At 39.7% G+C, this 25,886-nt stretch carries 20 protein-coding genes, 4 tRNA genes and 3 rRNA genes; 22 read left to right on the top strand and 5 right to left on the bottom strand.

The genetic code is table 11. The features are described 5' to 3' along the window. Positions 1–44 precede the first annotated feature (44 nt). Entirely contained in the window at positions 45–1,571 is a 1,527-nt protein-coding gene (locus tag JL53_RS13895; RefSeq protein ID WP_038407921.1) for a GW domain-containing glycosaminoglycan-binding protein, read from the bottom strand. A 403-nt stretch (positions 1,572–1,974) separates the two neighbouring features. Between JL53_RS13895 and JL53_RS13890 the strand changes: the two genes are divergently transcribed. The 11 genes from JL53_RS13890 (at position 1,975) to mdrT (ending at position 12,052) form a co-directional block, all read left to right on the top strand. Then, positions 1,975–3,003, top strand: a complete 1,029-nt coding sequence (locus JL53_RS13890) for an Mrp/NBP35 family ATP-binding protein (RefSeq protein WP_038407920.1) — start codon at positions 1,975–1,977, stop codon at positions 3,001–3,003. 283 nt (positions 3,004–3,286) lie between these two features. Next, a 16S ribosomal RNA gene (locus JL53_RS13885) occupies positions 3,287–4,836 on the top strand. A 129-nt stretch (positions 4,837–4,965) separates the two neighbouring features. Beyond that, positions 4,966–5,039 (top strand) — tRNA-Ile (locus tag JL53_RS13880). A gap of 43 nt (positions 5,040–5,082) precedes the next feature. Continuing rightward, positions 5,083–5,158: transfer RNA gene (locus JL53_RS13875), tRNA-Ala, on the top strand. 172 nt (positions 5,159–5,330) lie between these two features. Beyond that, positions 5,331–8,263: ribosomal RNA gene (locus JL53_RS13870) — 23S ribosomal RNA — on the top strand. 79 nt (positions 8,264–8,342) lie between these two features. Further along, positions 8,343–8,458, top strand: a 5S ribosomal RNA gene (rrf, locus tag JL53_RS13865). Together the 16S, 23S and 5S rRNA genes with 4 tRNA genes alongside form the textbook arrangement of a ribosomal RNA operon. Before the next feature lie 10 nt (positions 8,459–8,468). Next, positions 8,469–8,544 (top strand) — tRNA-Asn (locus JL53_RS13860). A 20-nt stretch (positions 8,545–8,564) separates the two neighbouring features. Beyond that, a tRNA-Thr gene (locus JL53_RS13855) sits at positions 8,565–8,637 on the top strand. 615 nt (positions 8,638–9,252) lie between these two features. Continuing rightward, positions 9,253–9,438 carry a DUF3116 family protein gene (locus JL53_RS13850; protein WP_235317694.1) on the top strand — a complete coding sequence of 62 codons (186 nt, stop codon included), beginning with the start codon at positions 9,253–9,255 and terminating at the stop codon, positions 9,436–9,438. Positions 9,439–9,582: 144 nt separating this feature from the next. Beyond that, complete coding sequence (gene brtA / locus JL53_RS13845) at positions 9,583–10,470, top strand: bile-regulated transcriptional regulator BrtA (protein WP_038407919.1); 888 nt, start codon at positions 9,583–9,585, stop codon at positions 10,468–10,470. 100 nt (positions 10,471–10,570) lie between these two features. Next, complete coding sequence (mdrT, locus tag JL53_RS13840) at positions 10,571–12,052, top strand: cholic acid efflux MFS transporter MdrT (RefSeq protein ID WP_038407918.1); 1,482 nt, start codon at positions 10,571–10,573, stop codon at positions 12,050–12,052. Between the two features lie 45 nt (positions 12,053–12,097). On the opposite strand, the gene JL53_RS13835 is transcribed toward mdrT, so the two are convergent. After that, positions 12,098–12,940, bottom strand: coding sequence for an SAM hydrolase/SAM-dependent halogenase family protein (locus tag JL53_RS13835; RefSeq protein ID WP_038407917.1), 843 nt, complete (start codon positions 12,938–12,940; stop codon positions 12,098–12,100). Between the two features lie 350 nt (positions 12,941–13,290). Between JL53_RS13835 and fdhF the strand changes: the two genes are divergently transcribed. From fdhF to fdhD, 3 genes are all read left to right on the top strand, one after another. Next, positions 13,291–16,278, top strand: coding sequence for a formate dehydrogenase subunit alpha (fdhF, locus tag JL53_RS13830; RefSeq protein ID WP_038407916.1), 2,988 nt, complete (start codon positions 13,291–13,293; stop codon positions 16,276–16,278). After that, positions 16,278–16,754 (top strand): helical membrane plugin domain-containing protein, encoded by a 477-nt coding sequence (locus JL53_RS13825; protein WP_038407915.1) that lies wholly within the window; start codon positions 16,278–16,280, stop codon positions 16,752–16,754. Before fdhF ends, JL53_RS13825 begins: the two co-directional genes overlap by 1 nt. Positions 16,755–16,820: 66 nt before the next feature. Further along, positions 16,821–17,606: a formate dehydrogenase accessory sulfurtransferase FdhD gene (gene fdhD / locus JL53_RS13820; protein WP_038407914.1), complete on the top strand. Its 786-nt coding sequence runs from the start codon at positions 16,821–16,823 to the stop codon at positions 17,604–17,606. A gap of 94 nt (positions 17,607–17,700) precedes the next feature. Here the strand turns inward: fdhD and JL53_RS13815 are convergent, their stop codons facing one another. Next, the gene (locus JL53_RS13815; protein WP_003720900.1) at positions 17,701–18,054 is read right to left on the bottom strand and encodes a winged helix-turn-helix transcriptional regulator; all 354 of its coding nucleotides are present in this window, start codon (positions 18,052–18,054) and stop codon (positions 17,701–17,703) included. A gap of 78 nt (positions 18,055–18,132) precedes the next feature. Here JL53_RS13815 and JL53_RS13810 point away from each other — a divergent pair, with 78 nt between their 5' ends. After that, positions 18,133–19,308, top strand: coding sequence for an alpha/beta hydrolase family protein (locus tag JL53_RS13810; protein ID WP_038407913.1), 1,176 nt, complete (start codon positions 18,133–18,135; stop codon positions 19,306–19,308). Between the two features lie 153 nt (positions 19,309–19,461). Here the strand turns inward: JL53_RS13810 and JL53_RS13805 are convergent, their stop codons facing one another. Further along, positions 19,462–19,752, bottom strand: coding sequence for a putative quinol monooxygenase (locus tag JL53_RS13805; protein WP_003720899.1), 291 nt, complete (start codon positions 19,750–19,752; stop codon positions 19,462–19,464). Positions 19,753–19,761: 9 nt separating this feature from the next. After that, the gene (locus JL53_RS13800) at positions 19,762–20,640 is read right to left on the bottom strand and encodes an alpha/beta hydrolase (RefSeq protein ID WP_003720898.1); all 879 of its coding nucleotides are present in this window, start codon (positions 20,638–20,640) and stop codon (positions 19,762–19,764) included. Positions 20,641–20,755: 115 nt separating this feature from the next. Here JL53_RS13800 and JL53_RS13795 point away from each other — a divergent pair, with 115 nt between their 5' ends. From JL53_RS13795 to JL53_RS13765, 7 genes are all read left to right on the top strand, one after another. Then, the gene (locus tag JL53_RS13795; RefSeq protein WP_003720897.1) at positions 20,756–21,583 is read left to right on the top strand and encodes a Cof-type HAD-IIB family hydrolase; all 828 of its coding nucleotides are present in this window, start codon (positions 20,756–20,758) and stop codon (positions 21,581–21,583) included. Between the two features lie 129 nt (positions 21,584–21,712). Next, entirely contained in the window at positions 21,713–22,624 is a 912-nt protein-coding gene (locus JL53_RS13790) for a cation diffusion facilitator family transporter (RefSeq protein ID WP_038407912.1), read from the top strand. 48 nt (positions 22,625–22,672) lie between these two features. Then, entirely contained in the window at positions 22,673–22,939 is a 267-nt protein-coding gene (locus JL53_RS13785) for a hypothetical protein (RefSeq protein WP_003720895.1), read from the top strand. Positions 22,940–23,035: 96 nt separating this feature from the next. Then, positions 23,036–24,028 (top strand): zinc-binding alcohol dehydrogenase family protein, encoded by a 993-nt coding sequence (locus JL53_RS13780; protein WP_038407911.1) that lies wholly within the window; start codon positions 23,036–23,038, stop codon positions 24,026–24,028. 2 nt (positions 24,029–24,030) lie between these two features. Then, positions 24,031–24,555 (top strand): dihydrofolate reductase family protein, encoded by a 525-nt coding sequence (locus JL53_RS13775; RefSeq protein WP_038407910.1) that lies wholly within the window; start codon positions 24,031–24,033, stop codon positions 24,553–24,555. Next, complete coding sequence (locus tag JL53_RS13770) at positions 24,556–25,188, top strand: nicotinamidase (RefSeq protein ID WP_038407909.1); 633 nt, start codon at positions 24,556–24,558, stop codon at positions 25,186–25,188. A gap of 23 nt (positions 25,189–25,211) precedes the next feature. Then, on the top strand, positions 25,212–25,826 hold the full coding sequence (locus JL53_RS13765) for a DUF1648 domain-containing protein (RefSeq protein ID WP_003720890.1): 615 nt from the start codon (positions 25,212–25,214) through the stop codon (positions 25,824–25,826). Positions 25,827–25,886: the final 60 nt, after the last annotated feature.

Raw genomic sequence — 25,886 nt, 5'->3', positions numbered from 1 at the left:
ATGAAAAAAGAGATTGCATATTGAGGCAATCTCTTTTTTGTATATTAGCTTTGAAGGTCCGTTGCTTTGATCCAGCCGATAGAACTGTCATTATCTTTGAGATGTAACCATTTTTCACTGAGAATCGTCGCCTCTTTATCAACTAATAGTAATTTTCCATAGTAGTAACCAACTTCTTTCAGCTTTGTGTTAGTCGTTTCAACAGGTTTGCTATAGACAATAGCTTCTGGAGTTTTTACATAAGCAACTTGAGTTATTGGTTTTTCTGATTCGGGAGTATAAATAATCGATAAATCTTTTTCGCTTGTCCAACCAACTAGTTGCCCATCAACTTTAAATTGGTACCAAAGCATATTGCCGACTTTAGCGCGAGTAACAAGTTCTAGTTTATCTGTCGCATAATCACTAAGTGGAGCTACTTTTTCTGCATTTTTTGTGTTGTATGGATTTGTCCAAACATTTTCTGTTGCAGGAGTTTTAATTTTAGCGTAGCCATTATAGACGCTTTGTTCAGTAATTCGATCATACAGACGGTCGTTCAACTTATCAGCACGAACCCAACCGATTTCGGTGTTGCCTACTGAAAGTTTTAACCAAGCATAGCCGTCACGAGTAATCTTTTTGTTTGCGTGAAGTGCCTTTCGATCATAGCTTGCAATGGTGCCTTTATCAAACTGTTTTTCTGGGGAAGGCAAGCGATAAATGTGACCGTTTAAATCATCCACATATTTAGTTAAATTCACGTTTTCCTCTTCTTGTTGATGATAACTAAGCGTAAGTGCATTGCTATTTATCCAACCAATATCTTTGTTGTTCTCGCGGATGAAGTACCAATGGCCTTTCTTGTTCTTAGCTTCCCAAGAAACTTCGAGGTTATGATTTTCGTAGTTTGCCAGTGTATCAATTTTTTCTGATTTTGCAGTGTTATATGGAGTGGTCCAAATGATTTCTTGTGTTTTATTTGGCGCTACTTTTCCGATTGCGGCAATTTTGTTATGCGATTCAATTTTATCATAAACAATATCGTATTGCGTTAGATTATAACGTTCAATTATGGTGGCTAATTTGTTTACATATTCTGGATCAGTCGCATAACCACCATCTTTAATTGCTTGTAACGCTTTGCGGTAATCTGTTTCGCCGACTGCGTCTTTATAGCGTGCGTTATGCGTAATTAAATCAGTATGGTCTTTAATGGATTCTTGCCAACTAGGATAAACACGGAAATTCGCAGTTGTTGCCCCGGTCGCTTCCATCGTACGCATCGAAACTGATTTCCCATTATATGCACCTTTAATACCAAATAAATTATTTGAGTTTTTGCTTAAACCACTTTCACCCCAATTAGATTCCAATATAGCTTGAGCAAGCGTTACACTGGCTAAAAGCTTTCCGTTACGTAGACCATCTTGAGCAGCGGGTAAAACTCCATTAATAAATGCTTGTTGCTGCGAACTTAACTCAACTTGAGAAACCTGATTATCACCCGTTTCTGCTCCAACATTCATTGAAACTACAATAAATGCCACAATGAGTATAATAATCCCTGATTTCATAAACTTTTTATCCACAGTTCTAAGCACTCCTTTTTATCTATTTGCTATCATAATAGCAAAAAACAAGAAAAAAAATCTATTACAATTGTATAACGAAAAATTAAAAATTGGTTAAATGATTGATGTATAGCGATTTTTACTTATTCGGGAAAATGTGTAAAAATTGTGAAGTTATTTTTAGGGGGAGATATTTAAAAAAACAAAAAAATAAGTAAATGCTAGTATAAAGCCGTTTTTAGCAAATTGATTATTGGTTAGTAATAAGTCTGGAGTAGTAATTTTCTCTATAGAAAGTAAAAAAGTTCTAAAAAAGACTAGAATAAATAACTCAAGTGAATAAGGAATTCGTGATAAACAAATGAAGCCATGCTATAATAATCTGTATGTCAGCGCATTCATTATGGGAGGTTCTACAAATATGCTTAACGAACAACAAATCACGAGATTATTATATCGGCTACAAGATCCTGTTTTAGAAGCCGATTTGGAAGAAACAGAAGGTGTTTTAGAAGTACAAGTAATAGAAGAAACAGCTAATATAAAAATTGCTTTAGCAGATCCGGCAATTGAAACAGATCATTTTGTTCATAATATAGAAGAACTTCTTACGCAATTCGGAGTAAAAGAAATCAATATTGAACTAGAATATCTACCAGCAGCAGTAATAGACCGCATTTTTCAAACAAGAGACAATATCCTTTCCGAAAACAGTCAAACAAAATTTTTGGCAATTGCAAGTGGAAAAGGTGGTGTAGGAAAATCAACTGTTGCTGTAAATCTGGCTAGCGCTATTGCAAATCAAGGCAAGAAAGTTGGTTTGCTAGATGCAGATATTTATGGATTCAGTATCCCTGTGCTACTAGGAATAACTGAATCGCCTCGCAAAGAAAATGGACAGATTATTCCTGTAGAAACCAATGGTATCCAAATGATTTCAATGGATTTCTTTGTGGAGCCGGGAGAACCTGTAATATGGCGAGGTCCAATGTTAGGGAAAATGATTAAAATGTTTTTAGAAGAAGTGAGATGGGGAGAATTAGATTACTTACTTATCGATTTACCGCCAGGAACTGGTGATGTCGCGTTAGATATTCACACTCTAATTCCGAAATGTAATGAACTTATTGTTACAACTCCGCATTATGCCGCCGCATCTGTAGCATCACGTGCTGGTTACATGGCAATGAAAAATAACCACAAAATTATCGGAGTAATAGAGAACATGTCTTACTTTAAACATGATGATGGAAAAGAATTAAAGATATTTGGACAAGGCGGCGGAGAGAAAGTGGCAGCCGACTTAGAAACTGAACTTTTAATTCAACTGCCAATAGAACAACCAGAAATTAACGAAAACGGCTATATATCAGCTGTTTATGGTGAAGCTAGCGATGCTGGTAAAGCCTATAAATCATTAGCTCAAAAAATAATTCCGTATTTATTATAAAAACTTGATAAAAAGTATTGACGAAAGGCAAAAATCTTGGTATATTTATAAACGTTGCTGATACGGACAAAACGTTTTTGCAGCAAAAGAAACTGACCTTTGAAAACTGAACAAAGAAGAAGACGAAAAGCAATGAGACGTAAAGTCTCACTGGTAATCGCAGGGCAGAAAACAGAAAGCTGTTTTCAACAAAACAAACTAGTAATTTAATTGCTAGCGAAGTCAATTTGACGCAAGGAATCTTATTCACGGTGTTGAATAAGTATTCAAATTCAATTTATATTTTAAAGAGAGTTTGATCCTGGCTCAGGACGAACGCTGGCGGCGTGCCTAATACATGCAAGTCGAACGAACGGAGGAAGAGCTTGCTCTTCCAAAGTTAGTGGCGGACGGGTGAGTAACACGTGGGCAACCTGCCTGTAAGTTGGGGATAACTCCGGGAAACCGGGGCTAATACCGAATGATAAGTAGTGACGCATGTCATCACTTTGAAAGATGGTTTCGGCTATCGCTTACAGATGGGCCCGCGGTGCATTAGCTAGTTGGTAGGGTAAAGGCCTACCAAGGCAACGATGCATAGCCGACCTGAGAGGGTGATCGGCCACACTGGGACTGAGACACGGCCCAGACTCCTACGGGAGGCAGCAGTAGGGAATCTTCCGCAATGGACGAAAGTCTGACGGAGCAACGCCGCGTGTATGAAGAAGGTTTTCGGATCGTAAAGTACTGTTGTTAGAGAAGAACAAGGATAAGAGTAACTGCTTGTCCCTTGACGGTATCTAACCAGAAAGCCACGGCTAACTACGTGCCAGCAGCCGCGGTAATACGTAGGTGGCAAGCGTTGTCCGGATTTATTGGGCGTAAAGCGCGCGCAGGCGGTCTTTTAAGTCTGATGTGAAAGCCCCCGGCTTAACCGGGGAGGGTCATTGGAAACTGGAAGACTGGAGTGCAGAAGAGGAGAGTGGAATTCCACGTGTAGCGGTGAAATGCGTAGATATGTGGAGGAACACCAGTGGCGAAGGCGACTCTCTGGTCTGTAACTGACGCTGAGGCGCGAAAGCGTGGGGAGCAAACAGGATTAGATACCCTGGTAGTCCACGCCGTAAACGATGAGTGCTAAGTGTTAGGGGGTTTCCGCCCCTTAGTGCTGCAGCTAACGCATTAAGCACTCCGCCTGGGGAGTACGACCGCAAGGTTGAAACTCAAAGGAATTGACGGGGGCCCGCACAAGCGGTGGAGCATGTGGTTTAATTCGAAGCAACGCGAAGAACCTTACCAGGTCTTGACATCCTTTGACCACTCTGGAGACAGAGCTTTCCCTTCGGGGACAAAGTGACAGGTGGTGCATGGTTGTCGTCAGCTCGTGTCGTGAGATGTTGGGTTAAGTCCCGCAACGAGCGCAACCCTTGATTTTAGTTGCCAGCATTTAGTTGGGCACTCTAAAGTGACTGCCGGTGCAAGCCGGAGGAAGGTGGGGATGACGTCAAATCATCATGCCCCTTATGACCTGGGCTACACACGTGCTACAATGGATGGTACAAAGGGTAGCGAAGCCGCGAGGTGGAGCCAATCCCATAAAACCATTCTCAGTTCGGATTGTAGGCTGCAACTCGCCTACATGAAGCCGGAATCGCTAGTAATCGCGGATCAGCATGCCGCGGTGAATACGTTCCCGGGCCTTGTACACACCGCCCGTCACACCACGAGAGTTTGTAACACCCGAAGTCGGTAGGGTAACCTTTTAGGAGCCAGCCGCCGAAGGTGGGACAGATAATTGGGGTGAAGTCGTAACAAGGTAGCCGTATCGGAAGGTGCGGCTGGATCACCTCCTTTCTAAGGAAAAGGAAACCTGTGAGTTTTCGTTCTTCTATATTTGTTCAGTTTTGAGAGGTCATTCTCTTAGATGTCAGATAAAGTACGCACGGCGCGTTGCCTTGGGCAAAGAGCCACTACATTATTGACGGGCCTATAGCTCAGCTGGTTAGAGCGCACGCCTGATAAGCGTGAGGTCGATGGTTCGAGTCCATTTAGGCCCACTTTTTCTTTCTGACAGAAGAAACAACATAATATCCTATTTAAGGGGCCTTAGCTCAGCTGGGAGAGCGCCTGCTTTGCACGCAGGAGGTCAGCGGTTCGATCCCGCTAGGCTCCACCAAAATTGTTCTTTGAAAACTAGATAAGAAAGTTAGTAAAGTTAGCATAAATAGGTAACTATTTATGACACAAGTAACCGAGAATCATCTGAAAGTGAATCTTTCATCTGATTGGATGTATCATCGCTGATACGGAAAATCAGAAAAACAACCTTTACTTCAATGAAGTAAATTGGTTAAGTTAGAAAGGGCGCACGGTGGATGCCTTGGCACTAGGAGCCGAAGAAGGACGGGACTAACACCGATATGCTTTGGGGAGCTGTACGTAAGCGTTGATCCAGAGATTTCCGAATGGGGGAACCCACTATCTTTAGTCGGATAGTATCCTTACGTGAATACATAGCGTGAGGAAGGCAGACCCAGGGAACTGAAACATCTAAGTACCTGGAGGAAGAGAAAGAAAAATCGATTTCCTGAGTAGCGGCGAGCGAAACGGAAAGAGCCCAAACCAAGAAGCTTGCTTCTTGGGGTTGTAGGACACTCTATACGGAGTTACAAAAGAAAGTTATAAATGAAGCGGTCTGGAAAGGCCCGCCAAAGACGGTAACAGCCCGGTAGTTGAAATAGCTTTCCCTCCAGAGTGGATCCTGAGTACGGCGGAACACGTGAAATTCCGTCGGAATCCGGGAGGACCATCTCCCAAGGCTAAATACTCCCTAGTGACCGATAGTGAACCAGTACCGTGAGGGAAAGGTGAAAAGCACCCCGGAAGGGGAGTGAAACAGTTCCTGAAACCGTGTGCCTACAAGTAGTTAGAGCCCGTTAATGGGTGATAGCGTGCCTTTTGTAGAATGAACCGGCGAGTTACGATTTGTTGCAAGGTTAAGCGGAAAAAGCGGAGCCGTAGCGAAAGCGAGTCTGAATAGGGCGAATAAGTAACAGGTCGTAGACCCGAAACCAGGTGATCTACCCATGTCCAGGATGAAGGTAAGGTAATACTTACTGGAGGTCCGAACCCACGCACGTTGAAAAGTGCGGGGATGAGGTGTGGGTAGCGGAGAAATTCCAATCGAACTTGGAGATAGCTGGTTCTCTCCGAAATAGCTTTAGGGCTAGCCTCGAGGTAAAGAGTCATGGAGGTAGAGCACTGTTTGGACTAGGGGCCCTTCTCGGGTTACCGAATTCAGATAAACTCCGAATGCCATGTACTTATACTCGGGAGTCAGACTGCGAGTGATAAGATCCGTAGTCGAAAGGGAAACAGCCCAGACCACCAGTTAAGGTCCCCAAATATATGTTAAGTGGAAAAGGATGTGGGGTTGCTTAGACAACCAGGATGTTGGCTTAGAAGCAGCCACCATTGAAAGAGTGCGTAATAGCTCACTGGTCGAGTGACCCCGCGCCGAAAATGTACCGGGGCTAAACATATTACCGAAACTGTGGATGAACCTCTTTGAGAGGTTCGTGGTAGGAGAGCGTTCTAAGGGCGGTGAAGTCAGACCGGAAGGACTGGTGGAGCGCTTAGAAGTGAGAATGCCGGTATGAGTAGCGAAAGAAGGGTGAGAATCCCTTCCACCGAATATCTAAGGTTTCCTGAGGAAGGCTCGTCCGCTCAGGGTTAGTCGGGACCTAAGCCGAGGCCGATAGGCGTAGGCGATGGACAACAGGTAGAGATTCCTGTACCAGTGCTAATTGTTTAACCGATGGGGTGACACAGAAGGATAGGGAATCGCACGAATGGAAATGTGCGTCCAAGCAGTGAGTGTGAGAAGTAGGCAAATCCGCTTCTTGCGAAGCATGAGCTGTGATGGGGAAGGAAATAAAGTACGGAAGTTCCTGATTTCACGCTGTCAAGAAAAGCCTCTAGGAAGAGTAGTACTGCCCGTACCGCAAACCGACACAGGTAGATGAGGAGAGAATCCTAAGGTGAGCGAGAGAACTCTCGTTAAGGAACTCGGCAAAATGACCCCGTAACTTCGGGAGAAGGGGTGCTCTATTAGGGTGCAAGCCCGAGAGAGCCGCAGTGAATAGGCCCAGGCGACTGTTTAGCAAAAACACAGGTCTCTGCAAAACCGTAAGGTGACGTATAGGGGCTGACGCCTGCCCGGTGCTGGAAGGTTAAGAGGAGTGCTTAGCTTCGGCGAAGGTACGAATTGAAGCCCCAGTAAACGGCGGCCGTAACTATAACGGTCCTAAGGTAGCGAAATTCCTTGTCGGGTAAGTTCCGACCCGCACGAAAGGCGCAACGATCTGGGCACTGTCTCAACGAGAGACTCGGTGAAATTATAGTACCTGTGAAGATGCAGGTTACCCGCGACAGGACGGAAAGACCCCGTGGAGCTTTACTGCAACCTGATATGGAATGTTTGTACCGCTTGTACAGGATAGGTAGGAGCCGAAGAGACGTGTGCGCTAGCATACGAGGAGGCAATGGTGGGATACTACCCTGGCTGTATGACCATTCTAACCCGCCACGCTTAGCGCGTGGGGAGACAGTGTCAGGTGGGCAGTTTGACTGGGGCGGTCGCCTCCTAAAGAGTAACGGAGGCGCCCAAAGGTTCCCTCAGAATGGATGGAAATCATTCGCAGAGTGTAAAGGCACAAGGGAGCTTGACTGCGAGACTGACAAGTCGAGCAGGGACGAAAGTCGGGCTTAGTGATCCGGTGGTTCCGCATGGAAGGGCCATCGCTCAACGGATAAAAGCTACCCCGGGGATAACAGGCTTATCTCCCCCAAGAGTCCACATCGACGGGGAGGTTTGGCACCTCGATGTCGGCTCGTCGCATCCTGGGGCTGTAGTCGGTCCCAAGGGTTGGGCTGTTCGCCCATTAAAGCGGCACGCGAGCTGGGTTCAGAACGTCGTGAGACAGTTCGGTCCCTATCCGTCGCGGGCGCAGGAAATTTGAGAGGAGCTGTCCTTAGTACGAGAGGACCGGGATGGACACACCGCTGGTGTACCAGTTGTTCCGCCAGGAGCATCGCTGGGTAGCTATGTGTGGCAGGGATAAACGCTGAAAGCATCTAAGCGTGAAGCCCCCCTCAAGATGAGATTTCCCATTTCTTCGGAAAGTAAGATCCCTGAAAGATGATCAGGTAGATAGGTTTGGAGTGGAAGTGTAGCGATACATGGAGCGGACAAATACTAATCGATCGAGGACTTAACCAAAAAAATGAAACGAAGTTACCTAACTGAACCCTTTCTTCTCTAGTTTTGAGAGAGCAATCTTTCAACAACTTAAATATTGTCTGGTAGTTATGGCGAGAAGGTCACACCCGTTCCCATCCCGAACACGGTAGTTAAGCTTCTCTGCGCCAATGGTAGTTGGGGGCTTCCCCCTGCGAGAGTAGGTCGCTGCCGGGCAATTAATTATTCCACAGTAGCTCAGTTGGTAGAGCAATCGGCTGTTAACCGATCGGTCGCAGGTTCGAGTCCTGCCTGTGGAGCCATTTTTTATGAAAGACTTGCTGCCGCTTTAGCTCAGTTGGTAGAGCACTTCCATGGTAAGGAAGGGGTCGTCGGTTCAAATCCGACAAGTGGCTTAAAATAAAATGTTGATACTCTAAGTGTTTCGCTAATATGCGAAGCTTTTTTTATTTGCTTAAAAATAGCAAAATCCCTAAACTTGGAAAAAATTGTTCTTTTGAACTATAATATTGACTTTTTTCACATAACATATTAAATTGGAATGTGTTAAAGGGAGAGAAAGTAGTTAAGTAACAAAAAACATTCATATATAGGAAATAATCCCTAGTTTATTAAAACATTTGTTAATCGCTAACTTGTGCATAAATGTTTGATGTATTGAATGGATATGTACACCTGTATACTTTGAGCTCTCATGTAGGCACGTGAGCTTTTTATGATAATTTTTAATCTATTTTAGCGTGCACGTTAAAATGCCAATTTGTTGGAGGAAATATAATCATCCTATAAGTTATAAGGATGTAATGCTTGTTTTTCTAAAGCACGAAAATCAGATAGTTCAATACAATGAAACAGTTTAGAACAGAGAAGATAAAAACAGCTTGCGCAATTCCTTAACTATATAATACAATATAAAATAAGGTAACATTCAAGCGAGCTTAATAGAAATGTTAGTTGGTATTCGTTAGTAGACGAAACCTTTTTTGTTGTTTTAAAAGGAGGGAAGAAGTGTGCTACCGGAAAGAGAAATAATATATTCAATACTTAAAATGGTTAAAGATAAATCAGAGAAAATTTTTGATTTAGCAAAAAAAGAAGATATTATTATAACTGGAAAGTATCAAATAACGAAAAACAAGTTAATTTATACGATTTACTGGCTTGAACCAAGACGGATTTTTAGCTCGAAAAAATAATTCTGATGGATTAACGAGATTAAGTCAGAAATATTGTTTGACTAAATGGGGAAAAGAATTTATTACCTATTATCAAGTAGCTTGAATAGGTAGTATAAATAGATTATACTTTATGTATAATATGTTGATAATGAGGTGTTTTTTTTGAAGGAAAAGAAGCAACGGATTATTAAGTCGGCTAAAGAAGTGTTTCAAAAGCAAGGCTATTTAAAAACTTCTGTACAAGATATAGTAGATGCTGCGGAAATTTCTAAAGGGACTTTTTATAATTATTTTACTTCTAAAGAAGAGCTAGCAATTGTGATTTTTAAGCAAGAGTATTCTGTTTTACATCAACGGTTAGAGTATACAATGGCGATTTCGGGGGAAAGAAAAGATAATTTTACTGAATGTTTGAAGATTATTATTCGTTTTTACACGGAAAATGGAGAAATTTTAAATATTACTTTCTCACAGGCAATGATTGATGATGATTTTAATTCTTTCTTGCAAAGCGTGCGGCTTAAGAATATGGAGTGGGTGAAAAATCAACTATTAGAGGTTTATGGAATTGAAACGGCGCCTTATATTAATGATATAACGATGCTGCTTAGCGGGATGGCGGCAATGTATGTATTTGCGAATGGTAGTAAAAATATTGATTCTGGTTTAATTGATCGTGCAATCCCTTATGTGGTTAGACGGCTAGATGCACTTGTAAAGGATATTCTTTTGAGTGGGGAAATTGTGTTTACTGATGAGGATACCGAAAATTTAGTGCCTGATCATATAACGATGCGAAAAAAACGATTAGCTAAATTAAGAGAAGCATTAGAAGAACTTAGTACGGGGATTGATAATGCAGATATTGCTGATTCAGATAAATGGCAGTATAAAGAGTCAATGAATGCTTTAGTTGGCGAAATAAACAATAATGAAGCCCCGAGAGACTTTATGATTCAAGGAACTTTGCTGTATTTAAAGCAGCATGTACCAGCAACTTTAACAAAAGAAGTAAATAAGTTGGAACTATGTGTGAACGGACTTTTATAATTTTTGGACTAACTGGTCATTTTTTATTGACTTGTTGGTCTTTTTTTATTATACTTCTATTATTCATCTGGAAATTTCCACATAGGAAGGGGTATTGATTTTGAATAGTACAGCAGTAGAACGTCCTGTTGATGTTAACGGGAAATCGTATAGCAGAAATTTATTAGTAGTAACAATGATTATTGGGGCATTTGTAGCAATATTGAATCAGACACTTTTAGCAACAGCGTTACCAATGATTATGGATGATTTGCACATTACAGCAGCAACCGGCCAATGGCTAACAACGGCTTTCTTGCTGACAAATGGGATTATGATTCCGATAACAGCACTTTTAATTGAAAAAATTAGTTCAAAAACGTTATTTATTACAGCAATGTTTGTGTTTACAGTAGGAACAATTATTGCTTCGATGGCCGATTCGTTCCCGATGCTATTAACTGGTAGAATTGTTCAAGCAGCTGGAGCGGGAATTATGATGCCACTCTTGCAAACAATTTTCTTATTGATTTTCCCTCGTGAAAAGCGTGGGGCAGCAATGGGACTTATGGGCTTAGTAATTGCCTTTGCTCCAGCGATTGGTCCAACTTTGTCTGGTTGGATTGTAGATTCATATGACTGGAGAGTTTTATTCCTAATATTAATTCCAATTGCAGTAATTGATATAGCTTTAGCATTTTTTGGAATGAAGAAAGTAGTAAAATTAACAAAAACTAAAATTGATTATCTTTCCATTGTTATGTCATCGATTGGTTTTGGGTCACTTCTTTATGGGTTCAGTTCAGCAGGGAATGATGGCTGGGGAGATGCAACGGTTGTAACAACATTGATTATCGGTGTTGTTGTCATCGCACTTTTTGTTTGGCGTCAACTTGTTATTGAAAATCCAATGTTAGAACTACATGTATTTAAATATCCAGTATTCTCACTTTCCGTAGTTCTTGGTTCGATTGTTACTATGGCAATGATTGGTGCGGAAATTGTATTACCATTATACATTCAAACTATTCGCGGAGAATCTGCATTACAATCAGGACTATTGTTACTACCAGGAGCAATAATTATGGGAATAATGAGTCCGATTACAGGGATTATATTTGATAAAATTGGAGCTAAGTGGCTGACAATTACTGGGGTTACCATTTTAACTATTGGTACGATACCATTTATGTTCTTAACGATAGATACACCACTTTGGTATATTGTGGTATTTTATGCAGTACGATTCTTCGGTATTTCGATGGCGATGATGCCAGTTTCGACCGCCGGAATGAATGCACTGCCAAATCACTTGATCAATCATGGTTCAGCAGTTAACAATACCATACGACAAATTGCTGGTTCGATTGGTACAGCTGTCTTAATTACTGTTTTAACTAATGTAACGAAAAATAATATGCCTGGTAAGATGCTAGCTGGGACGGATCCTGCTGCATTCGCACAACAGGCACAGGATGCCAGCTTAGATGGTATGCGTGCTGCCTTTATGGTTGCAGCTATTTTCGCAGCTATTGGGATGTTCTTGAGTTTCTTCCTTAAAACAAAAAAACAAGAACCAATTGTAAAAGAATATACGAAATAAATATTGAAAAAGGCCAAAAATCCATACTGGATTTTTGGCCTTTTTTTATCCTTTTTTTAAAGTGACTTTCCAGCTTGTTCCAGTTCCAACTGAATAAGCATTGACGAAGGATCCTTGATTGATGCCTAACCCAAGATTATCAAGTGAGTTAACATAGATGAGTGCCTCGCCAATTCGTAAATCAGCGAAAGAACGGCTATACGTGACGAAATTTTTATAAACTACGAGGTCGTGATGTTTAATTAAAACTTCAATGGAGTCTCCATAATTCACATCTAATTGTAAAAAGTCAGTACGACGAATATTAGTCCACAAGTTGCCAAATGGTCGGTCGATAATGTCAATGGTCCCAAATGCCTGTTCATTTTCTAAATAAGAATCACTAAGGCTCAAAGAAACAATTGATTCAGCTGGGGCTTCAGGTCCGATATCTTCAAAGCGGATTTTTCCAGCAGCAAGTCTAGCAGCAGTGTAGGCAAAGATATCTCGACCGTGAAATGTGTGTGATGCGCCTGATTTTGGCAAACGGTTCTTAGCTTCATCAATTAAACGAATGGCTTTTAGGCGTCCGTAATGAGCGATATGAGTTAAACTGCCGTTGTCAGGTGTAATAATATAGTGACCTTCTTCGGTTAAGACAGCAACACTTCGACGCTCAGAACCAACGCCAGGATCGACAATCGAAACAAAAATAGTATCTTTCGGCCAGTAAGTAACGGTTTGTAGTAATCGATAAGAAGCTTCCCAAATATTAAATTGAGGAATTTGGTGCGTTAAATCATATATTTGTAGATCCTTACTAACGCTATTAATCACACCGTACATGGCGCTAACGGCACCGTCGCTAATCCCGAAATCTGACTGTAAAACGAGTAATTGCTTTGTCATTTTAATTCCTCCATTTTAAAAATTTAGAGCTAAATAAAAAATCGTCCTAGTCCAGTTGATAACTTGGATAAGGGCGGAAAAAATTCACGCAATACCACCTTAATTCATTTTCAGTAGAGGGGGATTCTCTTTTGGAAAAAACAGAAACCGTACTTTTCTCATCATAGCTTTGTATAAAGAATACAGAAAAGTCAGCCAATTGTCAATATATTAAGTATCTATTGTGATAGAAATCGCATAGTAGTGCTGTTTGAGAATGGTTATCAGCTAACATATTACTGTGATTTTTAGATAAGAACTGTTATAATAAAAACAAATTGTAACCGCTTTCTTGAAATGGAGGTAATGTGATGAATGCAAAGATATCAGTAAAGATTAATGGCCAGCAGCGAAATGTGACTGAAGGAACACGGATTTTAGATTATTTGAATGCAGAAGGAATCGAACATCCGCATATATGTTACAGTGAGCAAATTGGGCCTATTCAGTCTTGTGATACTTGTATGTGTGAGGTGGACGGGCAACTTATGCGAGCATGTAGCACGAAAGTTACAGATGGAATGGAAATTAAAACTAATTCAGAAGTGGCGACTGAAGCACAACTGGAAGCAATGGATAGGATTTTGGAAAATCATTTACTTTATTGTACGGTTTGTGATAATAATAATGGGAATTGCAAGGTACATAATACAACAGAATTGCTTGGTGTAGAAGCGCAAGAGCGGCCTTACCGTGAAAAAGGCTATTTGAATGATTTCTCTCATCCGTTTTATCGCTATGATCCAGATCAATGTATTCTATGTGGGAGATGCGTGGAGGCTTGTCAACAAGTGCAAGTGAATGAGACGCTTTCGATTGATTGGGAGCGAAGTCAGCCGAGGGTCATTTGGGATGATGACAAACCGGCGAACTTGTCGTCTTGTGTTTCGTGTGGATTATGTGCCACTGTTTGTCCATGTAATGCACTTATGGAGAAATCAATGCTTGGCCAAGCTGGATTTATGACTGGGCTGGATGAAGATATGCTTGAACCCATGATTGATTTGGTGAAAAAAGTGGAGCCGAATTATCAAACTGTTTTTGCTGTGTCAGAAATGGAAGCGGCAATGCGAGAAACGCGGACAAAGAAAACGAAAACAGTTTGTACTTTTTGTGGAGTGGGCTGTACGTTTGAAGTTTGGACGAAAGACCGCAAGATTTTGAAAGTTGAACCAACTGGTGAAGGTCCGGTGAACAAATTTGCTACTTGTGTAAAAGGGAAATTTGGTTGGGACTTTGTTAATAGCGAAAAACGAATTACAACTCCGCTAATTCGAGAGGGCAATGAATTTGTTCCAGCGAGTTGGGAAGATGCAATTCATTTAGTTGCAACAAAATTACGAGAAATTCAAGCAAAATATGGCAATGATGCACTTGGTTTTATTAGCTCCTCTAAAACCACCAACGAAGAAAACTATTTGATGCAAAAATTAGCTAGACAAGTGTTCGAAACGAATAATATTGATAATTGCTCTAGATATTGTCAGGCGCCCGCTTCCGATGGGCTAACTCGCACAGTTGGGATTGGCGCGGATTCGGGTACAGTAGAAGATATTGAGACTGCGGGACTCGTGATTATTGTAGGAGCTTCTCCAGCTGATGGACATCCAGTTCTTGCAAGTCGAATTAAACGAGCACAAAAAACACGTGGGCAAAAGTTGATTGTGTCAGATTTGCGCAAACATGAAATGGCTGAACGCTCCGATTTATTTATTCATCCAAAACAAGGGACAGATTTTGTTTGGTTGACTGCAGTAGCTAAATATATAATTGATCAGGGGTGGCACGATAAGAACTTTATGGAAAATCGGATTAGCAATGTGGCGGATTATCTGGAATTTTTAACGCCATTTACGCTGGATTATGCTGAAAAAGAAACGGGATTATCAGTAGAGACATTGCAGCTTGTAGCAAAAATGGTCCATGAAGCTGATGGAACCGCAGTTTGTTGGGGTATGGGTGTGACACAAAATATTGCTGGGTCACACACTTCTTCGGCAATTGCGAATTTGCTTCTGGTTACTGGGAACTTTGGTAGACACGGAGCGGGAGCATATCCACTCAGAGGGCATAATAATGTGCAAGGTGCATGTGATATGGGGTCCTTACCCAATGTTCTACCAGGAATTCAGCCACTCGGAAATAATGAAGTGCGTGCTCGTTTTGAAGAGGCTTATGGTGTGTCTATTTCACCAGAACCAGGTTTGAAAAATAACGAAATGTTAGAAGCTATTGAAGCAGGTACGCTACACTCGATGTATGTTATTGGTGAAGAAATGGCTTGGGTAGATTCCAATTCGAACCATGTACAAGAAACTCTAGCTAGTCTTGATTTCTTTGTAGTTCAAGATGTCTTTCTTTCCAAAACGGCTCAATTTGCTGATGTGGTGTTCCCTGCAGCACCTTCACTTGAAAAAGAAGGAACTTTTACCAATACAGAACGCCGTGTGCAAAGACTTTATGAAGTATTAGAGCCACTCGGAGATTCAAAACCAGACTGGTGGATTATTCAAGAAGTTGCAAGAGCGTGTGGCAGAACAGATTGGAATTATACACATCCAAGTGAGATTATGGACGAAATTGCTAGTTTAGCTCCATTTTTTGCTGGTGTTCGTTATGACCGGATGAAAGGATTTGAAAGCCTCGTATGGCCAGTTAGTGCGGATGGGAAAGATATGCCGCTACTTTATGAAGAACGGTTTAATTTTCCAGATGGCAAGGCGCAGTTTTCGACTTTACCTTACATTCCACCTATCACTTTCCCAGAAGAGTATAATTTAACGCTAAATAATGGGCGCTTATTGGAACAATTCCATGAAGGCAATTTAACAGATAAATCAAAGGGCTTAGATTATAAATTACCGGAAGTTTTTGTAGAAGTTTCGCTCGAGCTTGCTAAAGAGCGTGATATTGAAAGTGGCTCGCTTGTAAGATTAAGTTCTCCATACGGTCAGATTAAGCTTCGGGCAGTTGTTACAGACCGCATGAAAGGGAATGAAGTATATGTACCGATGCACTCTGTCAGTAGTGAAACAGCAGTAAACCTATTAACATCCAGTGCAGGGGATGTCCGGACAAAAACACCTGCATATAAACAAACAAAGGTAAATCTAACAGTGCTCAAAAAAACTGGTAAAAATCCGCTACCAGATCATAACCCACGCAACCGTAAAAGGTTCCCTCAAAACGGAGTGGAAGTGGAACGTAAATGGTCAAGGGAAGATTATCAACCAATTTCCAAAGTGAATTGTTCATGTGGTGGAAATTGTGGTTGCGGCGGAAAAGGGAGGAATCACTGATGGCAGAACCAATTTCAACGATTCGAGATACGAAAAAAACACCTGAAGAAATAGAACAAGAACGGCTAGCGAAAATCAAAGCTAATATTGTAGAAGAAGATTCTGGTTTTATAGAGATGGTTGAGACGGTCAAGCTATTACAAGAATCTGGCGCACTTGAAGCTTTGAATAGTGCGATTAAAGCACGTGGAGATATTACGAAAACGTTCCTAAATGAATGGCGTAAAGAGCAGGTGACCAATGCAATTAATAATGTGATGATTTCGAGTAAGTTGTTAACGGACACGAAGCCAGAACAAACGGAGCAAATGCTAACTAACTTGAAAAATGCTGCCGAAAAAGCAGAAGAAAGTGCGAAAAAAGAAGAAATCATGGGAATGCTCGCGATGATGAAGGCGCTCAAAGATCCAGACGTCAACCGAGCACTGCGCTATGGTATGACATTTTTAAAAGAAATCGGTCAAACATTAAAATAAAATCAGGAGCAGCGATACTCCTTTTTTACGGGGACGCTGCTCCTCTTTAGAAGGGAGAGTGCCAACATGGAGTTTGTTGCGCAACGGAAAATTCGCCAGTTTGAGTCAGGTGTTTTTAAAGAAATGAAATCCACTGTTGCGACAGAATATCCATTAACAATTTATGTAAATGATATCGAACTCGTGACGATTGTTTGTACACCAGAGTATTTAGAAGATTTAGTAGTTGGATTTTTGACTTCAGAGGGGATTGTCCGTGGACCAAAAGATATTGATTCGGTAGATATTATTGAATCAACCGGTCATGCTAAAGTAACTGCCAATTTCGTTAATAAATTCAATGCAAAATACCGAGGTAAGCGTTATATTACTTCCTGTTGTGGCAAATCACGGGAAAATTTTTACTTTCAGTCGGATGCATCTTTAGTTAATGTGAAACAAAATTCGCTTCTCAGGTTAACAACGAATAAAATTTTTCATTTGATGGAGAAATTTGAAGGGGATTCAGATACTTTTCATCAAACGGGTGGTGTTCATAATGCGGCGCTTTGTAGTATGTCAGACATTATATATAGTCGAATGGATATTGGTCGTCATAATGCGCTGGATAAAATCTATGGTCGGGCTTTGAATGATGGGACAAACACTCAAGATAAGGCCATTATATTTAGTGGGCGAATCTCTTCAGAAATCCTTGTGAAAACTGCCAAGCTTGGTTGCGGGATTATTTTATCGCGCTCTGCTCCGACTGAACTCGCAGTTAAAATGGCGGAAGAGCTGCAAATTACAACAGTTGGGTTTATTCGCGGGGATAGGTTGAATGTGTATTCCGGATTTGAGCGAGTTACTTAATTAGAAAAAGCAGCCGATTATATAGTGCGTTCCAAAAGTTAGACCATAAAATCTAACTTTCGGAGCGTACTATATTAGATGACTGCTTTTTTCATTATTCAAAAAAGTTTTTCCGATTACTACGAATTAGTTCTTCATTTTCTCGTAGCCAACTTTTGATATTTTCTAAAATAAATAAACTACTTTCTCCTAGTTCTGTTAAACTGTAATATACTGGAAAACCAGTAGAAGATTCACCACTTTTGTGGAGGATGCCAGAAGCTTGTAAGTTAAGCAGGTTTTCATTCAAAACTTTTCTGGAAACACCAGTCATTGTTCGCTCCAACTCCGCAAAATGATAAGGCCTTTCGGATAATAGAATCAATATAAAAGGTACCCATTTTCCAAGGAGTGGTAATGCTAATTCTCTAAGCCTCATATCATCTGAAACATTTTCATTAGGATGCACTTGTAAGTAACCTCTTTTCTGTAAATGATTAATTGCCTATAATCACAAGTATAACATAGACAAGGAGAATCCAACTTTATGAAACGGCATTTTTTTAAAACGTTTGAGTTTGAATTTGAAACGACAAGATTGCTTTGGTATACACCATCTGGTGGTGCGGATTATGGGGAAGTAGCAACAGTAACCGAGAAAATTAAAGATGGCAATTATGAGTCGTGGTACCTGGAATGGTCGAAATTTGCAAAAACATTGGAAGATCGAGCTATACATTTTTATTCAGATGAAAGTAAAGGGAATGCTTTATTTCGCTCAAGTAGATATTATCAAGCAGCAGAATTTTTTTTGCATCCAAAAGATAGTCGGAAAATCGTTGTTTATAATAAATCAGTGGAGTTATTTTATCAAGCTTTAGCCATTAAAAAGATTGCGTATACGGAGCACAACATTACGTATGCAAGAACTAAATTAAGGACACTCTTTTTTAAAACTTCGCAACCATCAAAAGGGACCTTCTATATTTGTGGTGGTTTCGATGCGCTTCTTGAGGAACTCTATTTCACTAATGTGAAAGCTACCTTAGCTAATGGTTACGATGTGGTGTTATACGAAGGCCCAGGTCAATCTGATGTCATTCGTAAAGCAGGAGTCCCCTTTACAGCTGCATGGAATAATGTAGTCAACGAAGTGATAAATTATTATCAAGATAAAATCGGGCTTTTTGGGAAGAAAATTGGTGTAGGCATTTCACTTGGAGGACTACTGCTTTCAAGAGCGGCAAGTTTAGACAATAGTTTATTTGATAGAATTATTTTGTACAATTATTTCCCTTCGATGCTCGATTCGCTGAAAAAACCATTGCCGTTTTTCTTGCATTCTTTTTTAGATAAAGGATTTCCGCCGCCTTTAGAAAAAATTGCTTCGTTTTATATCGCGCACAGTCCCTTTTTAAACTGGCAAGTAGAACATGCGAAATGGGTGTTTGGTGCGAATTCGCTAAATAACTTGCTAGCAATATGTGGTGAATTTGATGAGACAGTTGCTTACGAAAAGCTGCATACGGATACTTTAGTCTTTGTTGCTAAAAATGAAAATTATTATAACTATCAACTTGGAAATCAATTTTTCGAACAGATTCCCGCAAAACATAAAAAGCAGATTTTATTTGATAAAGAGCATTTTTCCTCTGATTTGCATTGTCAAAATGGCGCAGGTTACGATGGGAATGATCAAATATTTTTATGGCTTAACGAATAAAAAAAGTGAGGCTGGGCAAAAGGGTCTCTAAATGAAAAATAAGCAGAAATCATGTCTATTCCATTTTTTTGAAAATGGCTCTATACAATGCTTTCTGCTTTTCTATTTCCTAACTTTTATCTCAGTGCTTTAGTTATGTCCCAGTCTACTTTACTATTTTTCAACCGGACTAAGTAAAGCGACTTCAATTGGTGTTGCTAAAAATGTAGGGACATTTTGTTTGAATTTTTTATAATGCGCGGTGCTATTGTGAAATTTAATTGCTGCATTATCTGCCCATTTTTCTAAAATATAAAAGGTGTTTATCTCGTCTACTGAACGAACTAGTTGATAGCCATAATTTCCTTCTTCTTGTAAGGAATCTGCAATGACTAATTTTACTTCTGCCAAAAACTCTTCTACCAAGGTGGGGTTAACCTGTACTTTTGCTTCAATATATAGCATTTTTTCCTCCTATTTAGAAACCAATTTTGTTACGCTTTTGTCAGAATGGAATTTTTCCAAAAACCAATAGACTTTTTTGATGCTTTCTGGTGTTTCGTGCAATGTTTGGTGAACAGCGCTATCATCAACTTGCAAATCTTCCATATAGACTTTTGCATTTTTAGGTACAAACAGTCTGGAAGCTAGAGAGCTGTTTGTTGGGACGATACCATCTGTTGATTCTCCCTCCTCGCTAATTTTCCCGGCAATAGAAAGCACTTCGAGATTTGGATTTAGTTTCGTCTTATTATCCATAAAATAAGTCATTTGTTTTGTATAAGTTGGTAATTTTTGAAAATCAAGGGTACCAGCATTATCATCGGCGTTCAAGTCATTGAATGGCGACCCGATTGCGATTAGTTTCCTCAAAGTAGGGACGGTTTTATCCTCGCTATCATTCTCTGCAAAATAAGTGAGTGCTAGACCGCCATTTGAATGACCAACCCCGTCCATTTGAGTGAATCCATAACGCGATTTTAAATCTGTAACAGCAATATGTAACCATTCTGCCCATTTGTCAGGAGATGCTTGATTTTTATCAAATCCGAGCTTAATAATTGGTCGGTGAGCATCTTTTGTTAGTTCTCCTTGATAGGAAACTTTTCCGTTACTGCTGATGGACATCGCGAGTTCATCCTTGGAACTAGCGAAATCATTCGTTAAATGGTCGGCAATTTCATCTAATGAATGTGTATCGCCACCACTTCCATGAATTAAAATAATCGGAATTTCAGTTTTCAAATCCACTTTAGGGGGCGCGGTGTTTAGGAACTCATCATCATTCCGGCAAGCGCTAAGAACTAGCCCGCCAAAAAGTAAAATTAGGATTGTAACAAGATATTTTTTCACTAATTATCTGCCTCCATTTCTACCTAAGTATATCAAATATCAGCGTGACAATCATGTGAAACTCGTCTATAATCGAGATACATAATAATGGAATTTTAGAAGGGTGCGAAAATAATTGACAAACAGTGTAATTGACACGGTTATTACCGACATGGATGGAACTTTACTTGTAAAAAAAGGCGACCAAATTCATCCACTAAATAAAGAAGTTTTAATGGATTGGCAACAAAATGGCAACAAACTTTTTCTGGCAACTGGTCGGCTTGATTTAGCTATATTGCCATTCATTCACGAACTGAAAATCAAAACCCCAGTTATTTCTTGTAATGGAGGATTAGTAAGAGACTTTACTACTGGAGAAATTTTATATAAAAGTAATATAGAGCTCGACCTAATAAAAACAGTCCTAGAAACACTTCAACCACTTGAAGTTAATTACCACATTTACACGACAGAACGAATTATTGGTCCAACAAACACTGGTAAAATCGCCTTTTTCAATGAATTAAATAAAAGTTTACCAGAAAACGAACAAGTCCCAATTACTTTGACTAAAGACCCATTTGGTACACTGCGGGAAGGAGAATACCCGCTCAAAGTGCTAGTTATTGAATCGGATGAGGCAAAGCGAGCTCAAATCAAAGCTGCGTTGCAAGGATTGCCGCTATCCGTTCTTGCGTCAGCCTCCAACTTAATCGATATTATGAATGAAGGGATTGATAAAGCAAAAGGTATTACATATCTTGCGGAGAATGGTTATATCCATTTAGAATCCACTATTGCTTTTGGAGACAACGAAAATGATGTAGGTATGATTGAGTTAGCAAAAATTGGTGTAGCGATGGAAAATGGCATTCCATTAGCTCTCGAAAAAGCAGATAAAATAGCAAAACACCACGATATTGGTGGCTTAGGATTGTTTATGCAAGAAGAAATATTATAAAATGAACCCCTTTAGACGAAAAAATAGTTGTCTGAAGGGTTTTTTTAAAAAGGGTCTTGCGCGAAAAATGTATATATGCTAACATATGCATATAAAGAAAATTGTTGTTCATAGAGGGGAAGTAATCATATGTCACATAATCATGATCACGCACATGGACATAATCATAACCATGCGCATAATGCGAATAAAAAAGCATTATTTACTAGTTTTATTTTAATTGCTACTTTTATGGTAGTGGAAGTTATTGGTGGAATTATGACCAATAGTTTGGCGCTGCTTTCAGATGCAGGACATATGCTGAGTGATGCAGTAGCTCTCGGTTTGAGTTTGGCGGCATTTAAATTTGGAGAAAAAGCAGCTAGCGCAGACAAAACATATGGCTATAAACGGTTTGAAATATTAGCAGCCTTTTTAAATGGTCTAACACTTGTAGGGATTTCTGTCTTTATTTTTTACGAAGCAATTGGTCGCTTCTTTAATCCACCACAAGTAATTGGTGCAGGAATGATGACTATTTCAGTTATCGGATTACTCGTTAATCTATTAGTTGCTTGGATCTTAATGAAAGGCGACACAAGTGAAAATTTGAATATGCGTAGTGCTTTTTTACATGTGCTTGGTGATTTACTCGGTTCCGTTGGGGCAATTATCGCAGCCTTACTTATTATCTTCCTTGGCTGGAACATTGCTGATCCGATTGCCAGTGTCATTGTTGCGGCGCTTATTTTAGTAAGTGGTTGGCGTGTATTAAAAGATGCGGTTCATATTTTGATGGAAGGTAAACCAGCGAATGTGAATACCGATGAAGTGAAAAATTTTTTCGAAGACCAAGAAGGAGTAGCAGAAGTACACGATTTACATGTTTGGGCAATTACTTCTGACTTCAATGCATTAACCGCACATTTAACAGTAAAAGAAGATGCTGACCGCGATAAAATTCTAGCTAACATCGAACAATACTTACAAGAAAATTATTCATTAGAACATAGTACAATTCAATTAGAAGGTAACCATGCGCACCATCATCACTGCAATTAATACAACTTCATGATATGATTGAGATATTAATCAGAGGAGTTGAATAAGATGGAAGAACAAGTTGATTTAGGTCATTTTTTGAAAAAAGCTTTTATCGTTATGATTGCTCTAACCTTAGTGTTTATTGGAATTTTAGCAACACTTACGATTATTGGTGTTGTTATCGCGATTCCCTTACTTAAAAAAGGTAGTAAAATGCTCCTTCAAACCAAAGAAGGCGTGGAACATTCTCATGGTGGTAAGTTAAAATTAAAATGTCCAGCTTGCCATGCTAAAATGAAATTCAAAGACAGTGATTTCTTAGACGAAAAATAGCTTTTTAATGCCTTCTCGGAATTTAGAGAAGGCTTTTTTATGTAAATGTGCATTATTTTAAAAAATTCGGGAAAAGTAAACAAGAGGTGTTGTAAGATGAAAGCAGTTGGATTAACAAAGATGTCAAATAGTTTTGTAGATGTTGAAGTAGCTAGACCGGTTCCGGCAACTCATGATTTATTAGTAAAAATCAACGCAATTTCCATAAATCCCGTGGATACAAAAATGCGCACAGCCAATTCTATAGAAGAAGTTAGAATTCTAGGCTGGGATGCAGTAGGAGAAGTAGTGGATTCTGGTTCAGAGGTAACCTTATTTGAAAAAGGACAAGAGGTTTACTTTGCAGGAGATGTTACAAAACCTGGATCATATGCTGAATTCACTTTGATTGATGAAAGACTTGTTGGTTTAAAACCAAGTAAATTAAGCGTAGAAGAGGCTGCTGCTATGCCTCTTACAACCATTACCGCATGGGAAGCATTGTTTGATCGGTTAGGGATTATACCTGAAGATAAAGGGAAGTCGATTTTAATTATCAATGGTGCGGGTGGCGTAGGGTCTATTGCGACTCAACTAGCAGCATATGCAGGGTTAGAAGTTATATCAACAGCATCACGAACAGAAACTATCGATTGGACACAACAATTCGGCGCTAAACATGTCATTAACCATCGAGAAAATTTAACTAAGCAATTAAAAAAACTTGGCTTCACAGATGGAGTCGACTTTATTTTATGTTTACACAACACCAATGCACATTGGAACGACATGCAGGAAGCCATATATCCGCAAGGGAAAATTTGCTCGATTGTAGAACTAGCGGAACCAGTAAAAATGTCGCTTTTAAAAGATAAGAGCGCCACCTTTAGTTATGAATTTATGTTTACTCGTTCTAAGTATGATACAGCAGACAAAATTAAACAACATGAAATCTTAACGAAAGCCGCCGCCATGCTTGATGAAGGATTACTTTTAACGACCTTAAACCAAACGCTATCACCTATAAATGCTACAACGATTGAAAAAGCACACGAAATTATCTCTTCTGGCAAAATGATTGGAAAATTAGTTGTGAAAGGATTTGAGTAGCAATGAGTGGAAAACAAGTAGCACTTTATATCGCAGTTAGCTTAGACGGCTATATTGCAGATGAAAACGGAAGCGTAGAATGGTTAGAGTCGATTGATAGTGAAGACGATGCTGGATATGAAGCCTTCTTTGATAATGTTGACACGGTTGTCATGGGACGAACGACTTACCAACAAATTTTTTCGCTTACTGATACGTTTCCTTATAGTAAAAAAGATGTCTACGTTTTTTCTAATACAAAAGCAGGGACAAAAGATGAGTATGCTGATTTTGTAGCTGGAACAGTAGATACGTGGTTAAACAATATCGAAGGTGAAAAAATTTGGCTCGTTGGTGGCGCAAAATTAGTTAAACAATTTTTAAAAGAAAAGGCGATTGACCGTTTTGTGATTACTGTTGCTCCGATTATTTTAGGAAAAGGAATTCCGTTATTTGAAGAAGATAAGGAGCACGCGTTAGAACTCGAAAAAGTTAGCCAATTTGGGCAATTTGCGCAATTGACTTATAAAAATCTGGAGGAAAATTAAATGAAAATTGCTGCTTTTGATATTGATGCACAGAAAGGTTTCTCGCCGCTTTGCCCAGATGAGTTACCTGTGCCGGGCGGGGATAAAATTGTTCCAGAACTGAACTTTATGGCGAGTCTTGCGTCGCTTCGTATAGGTAGTAAAGATGCGCATCCACAAAATGCAGTATGGGTAGTTGACTCAAAAGATGAAATGCTAGCGACACTAGAATACCCAAATGCAGATCTCACTTGGGTAAGGCACTGTGAACCTGGAACAAAAGGTTTTGAACTATTAGACGGGTTACCGCAAGTGACAGATTATAATTATTTCATTTGGAAAGGGTTGGAACGAGATATTCATCCATACGGGGCGTGTTACCACGATATTCTTGAACAGCTTTCAACAGGTGTTTTAGAGTATTTACGAGAAGAAAAAGTCGATTTAGTTCTAGTTGGAGGTTTAGCATTTGATTTTTGCGTGAAAACTACGGTTATACAGTTAAGTAGGGCAGGCTTTTCTGTAGTAGTGTATTTACCCGCGACACGTGCGTTATCTGAACAAGGTTTTGATGAAACGAGAACACAACTAGCAAACACCGATAAAGTTCAACTTATCGAAACAAGGGAGGAACTTGTCGCCTACTGCGGGTAATTTTATTGGATGAGGTGAGGGGAATGAGGAAAATTGGATTATTTCCAAGTATGATAATTTTTTTCACAGTAGGAATTTCTGCTGCGTTATATCCGCTACTACCTTCTGAAGTGGCGATGCATTTCGGTACGGATTTCTCCCCAGATATGTTTGTGCAAAAATGGTTAGGATTGATTATGATTCCTTTTTTGATGATTATGTTTACTGGAACAGAATATTACGGTAAAGAAAAGGTGAATCAAGAGAGTTTATTAGAATTTGAGTATTGTTTTAGATTGTTACTTGTTTTACTTATGATTATTCAAATGAGTATTATTCTTTACGCTTTAGGATATGATATTCCAACAGGACGCTTTTCATTAATTACAGCAGGAGCATTTATGATAATGCTTGCTGCTTATATTCAATACTCCAAAAAACTATTTAAATTTTTAACAATGCTCGGTTTTAAAAAAATAGATGCATGGTCAAGAAACTTACTTAGAAAAATCACAACTGTTACACTAAATGTCGCTGGTACAATTTGTTTTGCACTTGCTTTATTTATGAGAAATGACCCTAGTTCCATAATGCTAGCTATGCTAATGGGAATGTGTATTATTGTGATTGGATCGGGCGTTTACTTGAACAAGAAATGAAAATGATAACAGTTTTTATTTACAATTAGTACAGTTTCGGTTTATAATGGTGGCGGAAGT

The organism is Listeria ivanovii subsp. londoniensis, assembly GCF_000763495.1.
GTDB lineage: Bacteria > Bacillota > Bacilli > Lactobacillales > Listeriaceae > Listeria > Listeria londoniensis.
The sequence above is the reverse complement of the archived record's forward strand: the minus strand, read 5'-3'. Positions and strand labels throughout refer to the sequence as shown.

Bases quoted from the DNA above. Each gene is read 5' to 3' on its own strand.
- JL53_RS13805 (WP_003720899.1), bottom strand. From the start codon at position 19,752: ATGCTATATATTGAAGCAAAAGTACAGGTTAACCCCACCTTGGTAGAA.
- JL53_RS13825 (WP_038407915.1), top strand. From the start codon at position 16,278: ATGGCAGAACCAATTTCAACGATTCGAGATACGAAAAAAACACCTGAA.
- fdhF (WP_038407916.1), top strand. From the start codon at position 13,291: ATGAATGCAAAGATATCAGTAAAGATTAATGGCCAGCAGCGAAATGTG.
- JL53_RS13775 (WP_038407910.1), top strand. From the start codon at position 24,031: ATGAGTGGAAAACAAGTAGCACTTTATATCGCAGTTAGCTTAGACGGC.
- JL53_RS13785 (WP_003720895.1), top strand. From the start codon at position 22,673: ATGGAAGAACAAGTTGATTTAGGTCATTTTTTGAAAAAAGCTTTTATC.
- JL53_RS13770 (WP_038407909.1), top strand. From the start codon at position 24,556: ATGAAAATTGCTGCTTTTGATATTGATGCACAGAAAGGTTTCTCGCCG.
- fdhD (WP_038407914.1), top strand. From the start codon at position 16,821: ATGGAGTTTGTTGCGCAACGGAAAATTCGCCAGTTTGAGTCAGGTGTT.
- JL53_RS13790 (WP_038407912.1), top strand. From the start codon at position 21,713: ATGTCACATAATCATGATCACGCACATGGACATAATCATAACCATGCG.
- JL53_RS13835 (WP_038407917.1), bottom strand. From the start codon at position 12,940: ATGACAAAGCAATTACTCGTTTTACAGTCAGATTTCGGGATTAGCGAC.
- JL53_RS13765 (WP_003720890.1), top strand. From the start codon at position 25,212: ATGAGGAAAATTGGATTATTTCCAAGTATGATAATTTTTTTCACAGTA.
- JL53_RS13780 (WP_038407911.1), top strand. From the start codon at position 23,036: ATGAAAGCAGTTGGATTAACAAAGATGTCAAATAGTTTTGTAGATGTT.
- JL53_RS13810 (WP_038407913.1), top strand. From the start codon at position 18,133: ATGAAACGGCATTTTTTTAAAACGTTTGAGTTTGAATTTGAAACGACA.
- JL53_RS13890 (WP_038407920.1), top strand. From the start codon at position 1,975: ATGCTTAACGAACAACAAATCACGAGATTATTATATCGGCTACAAGAT.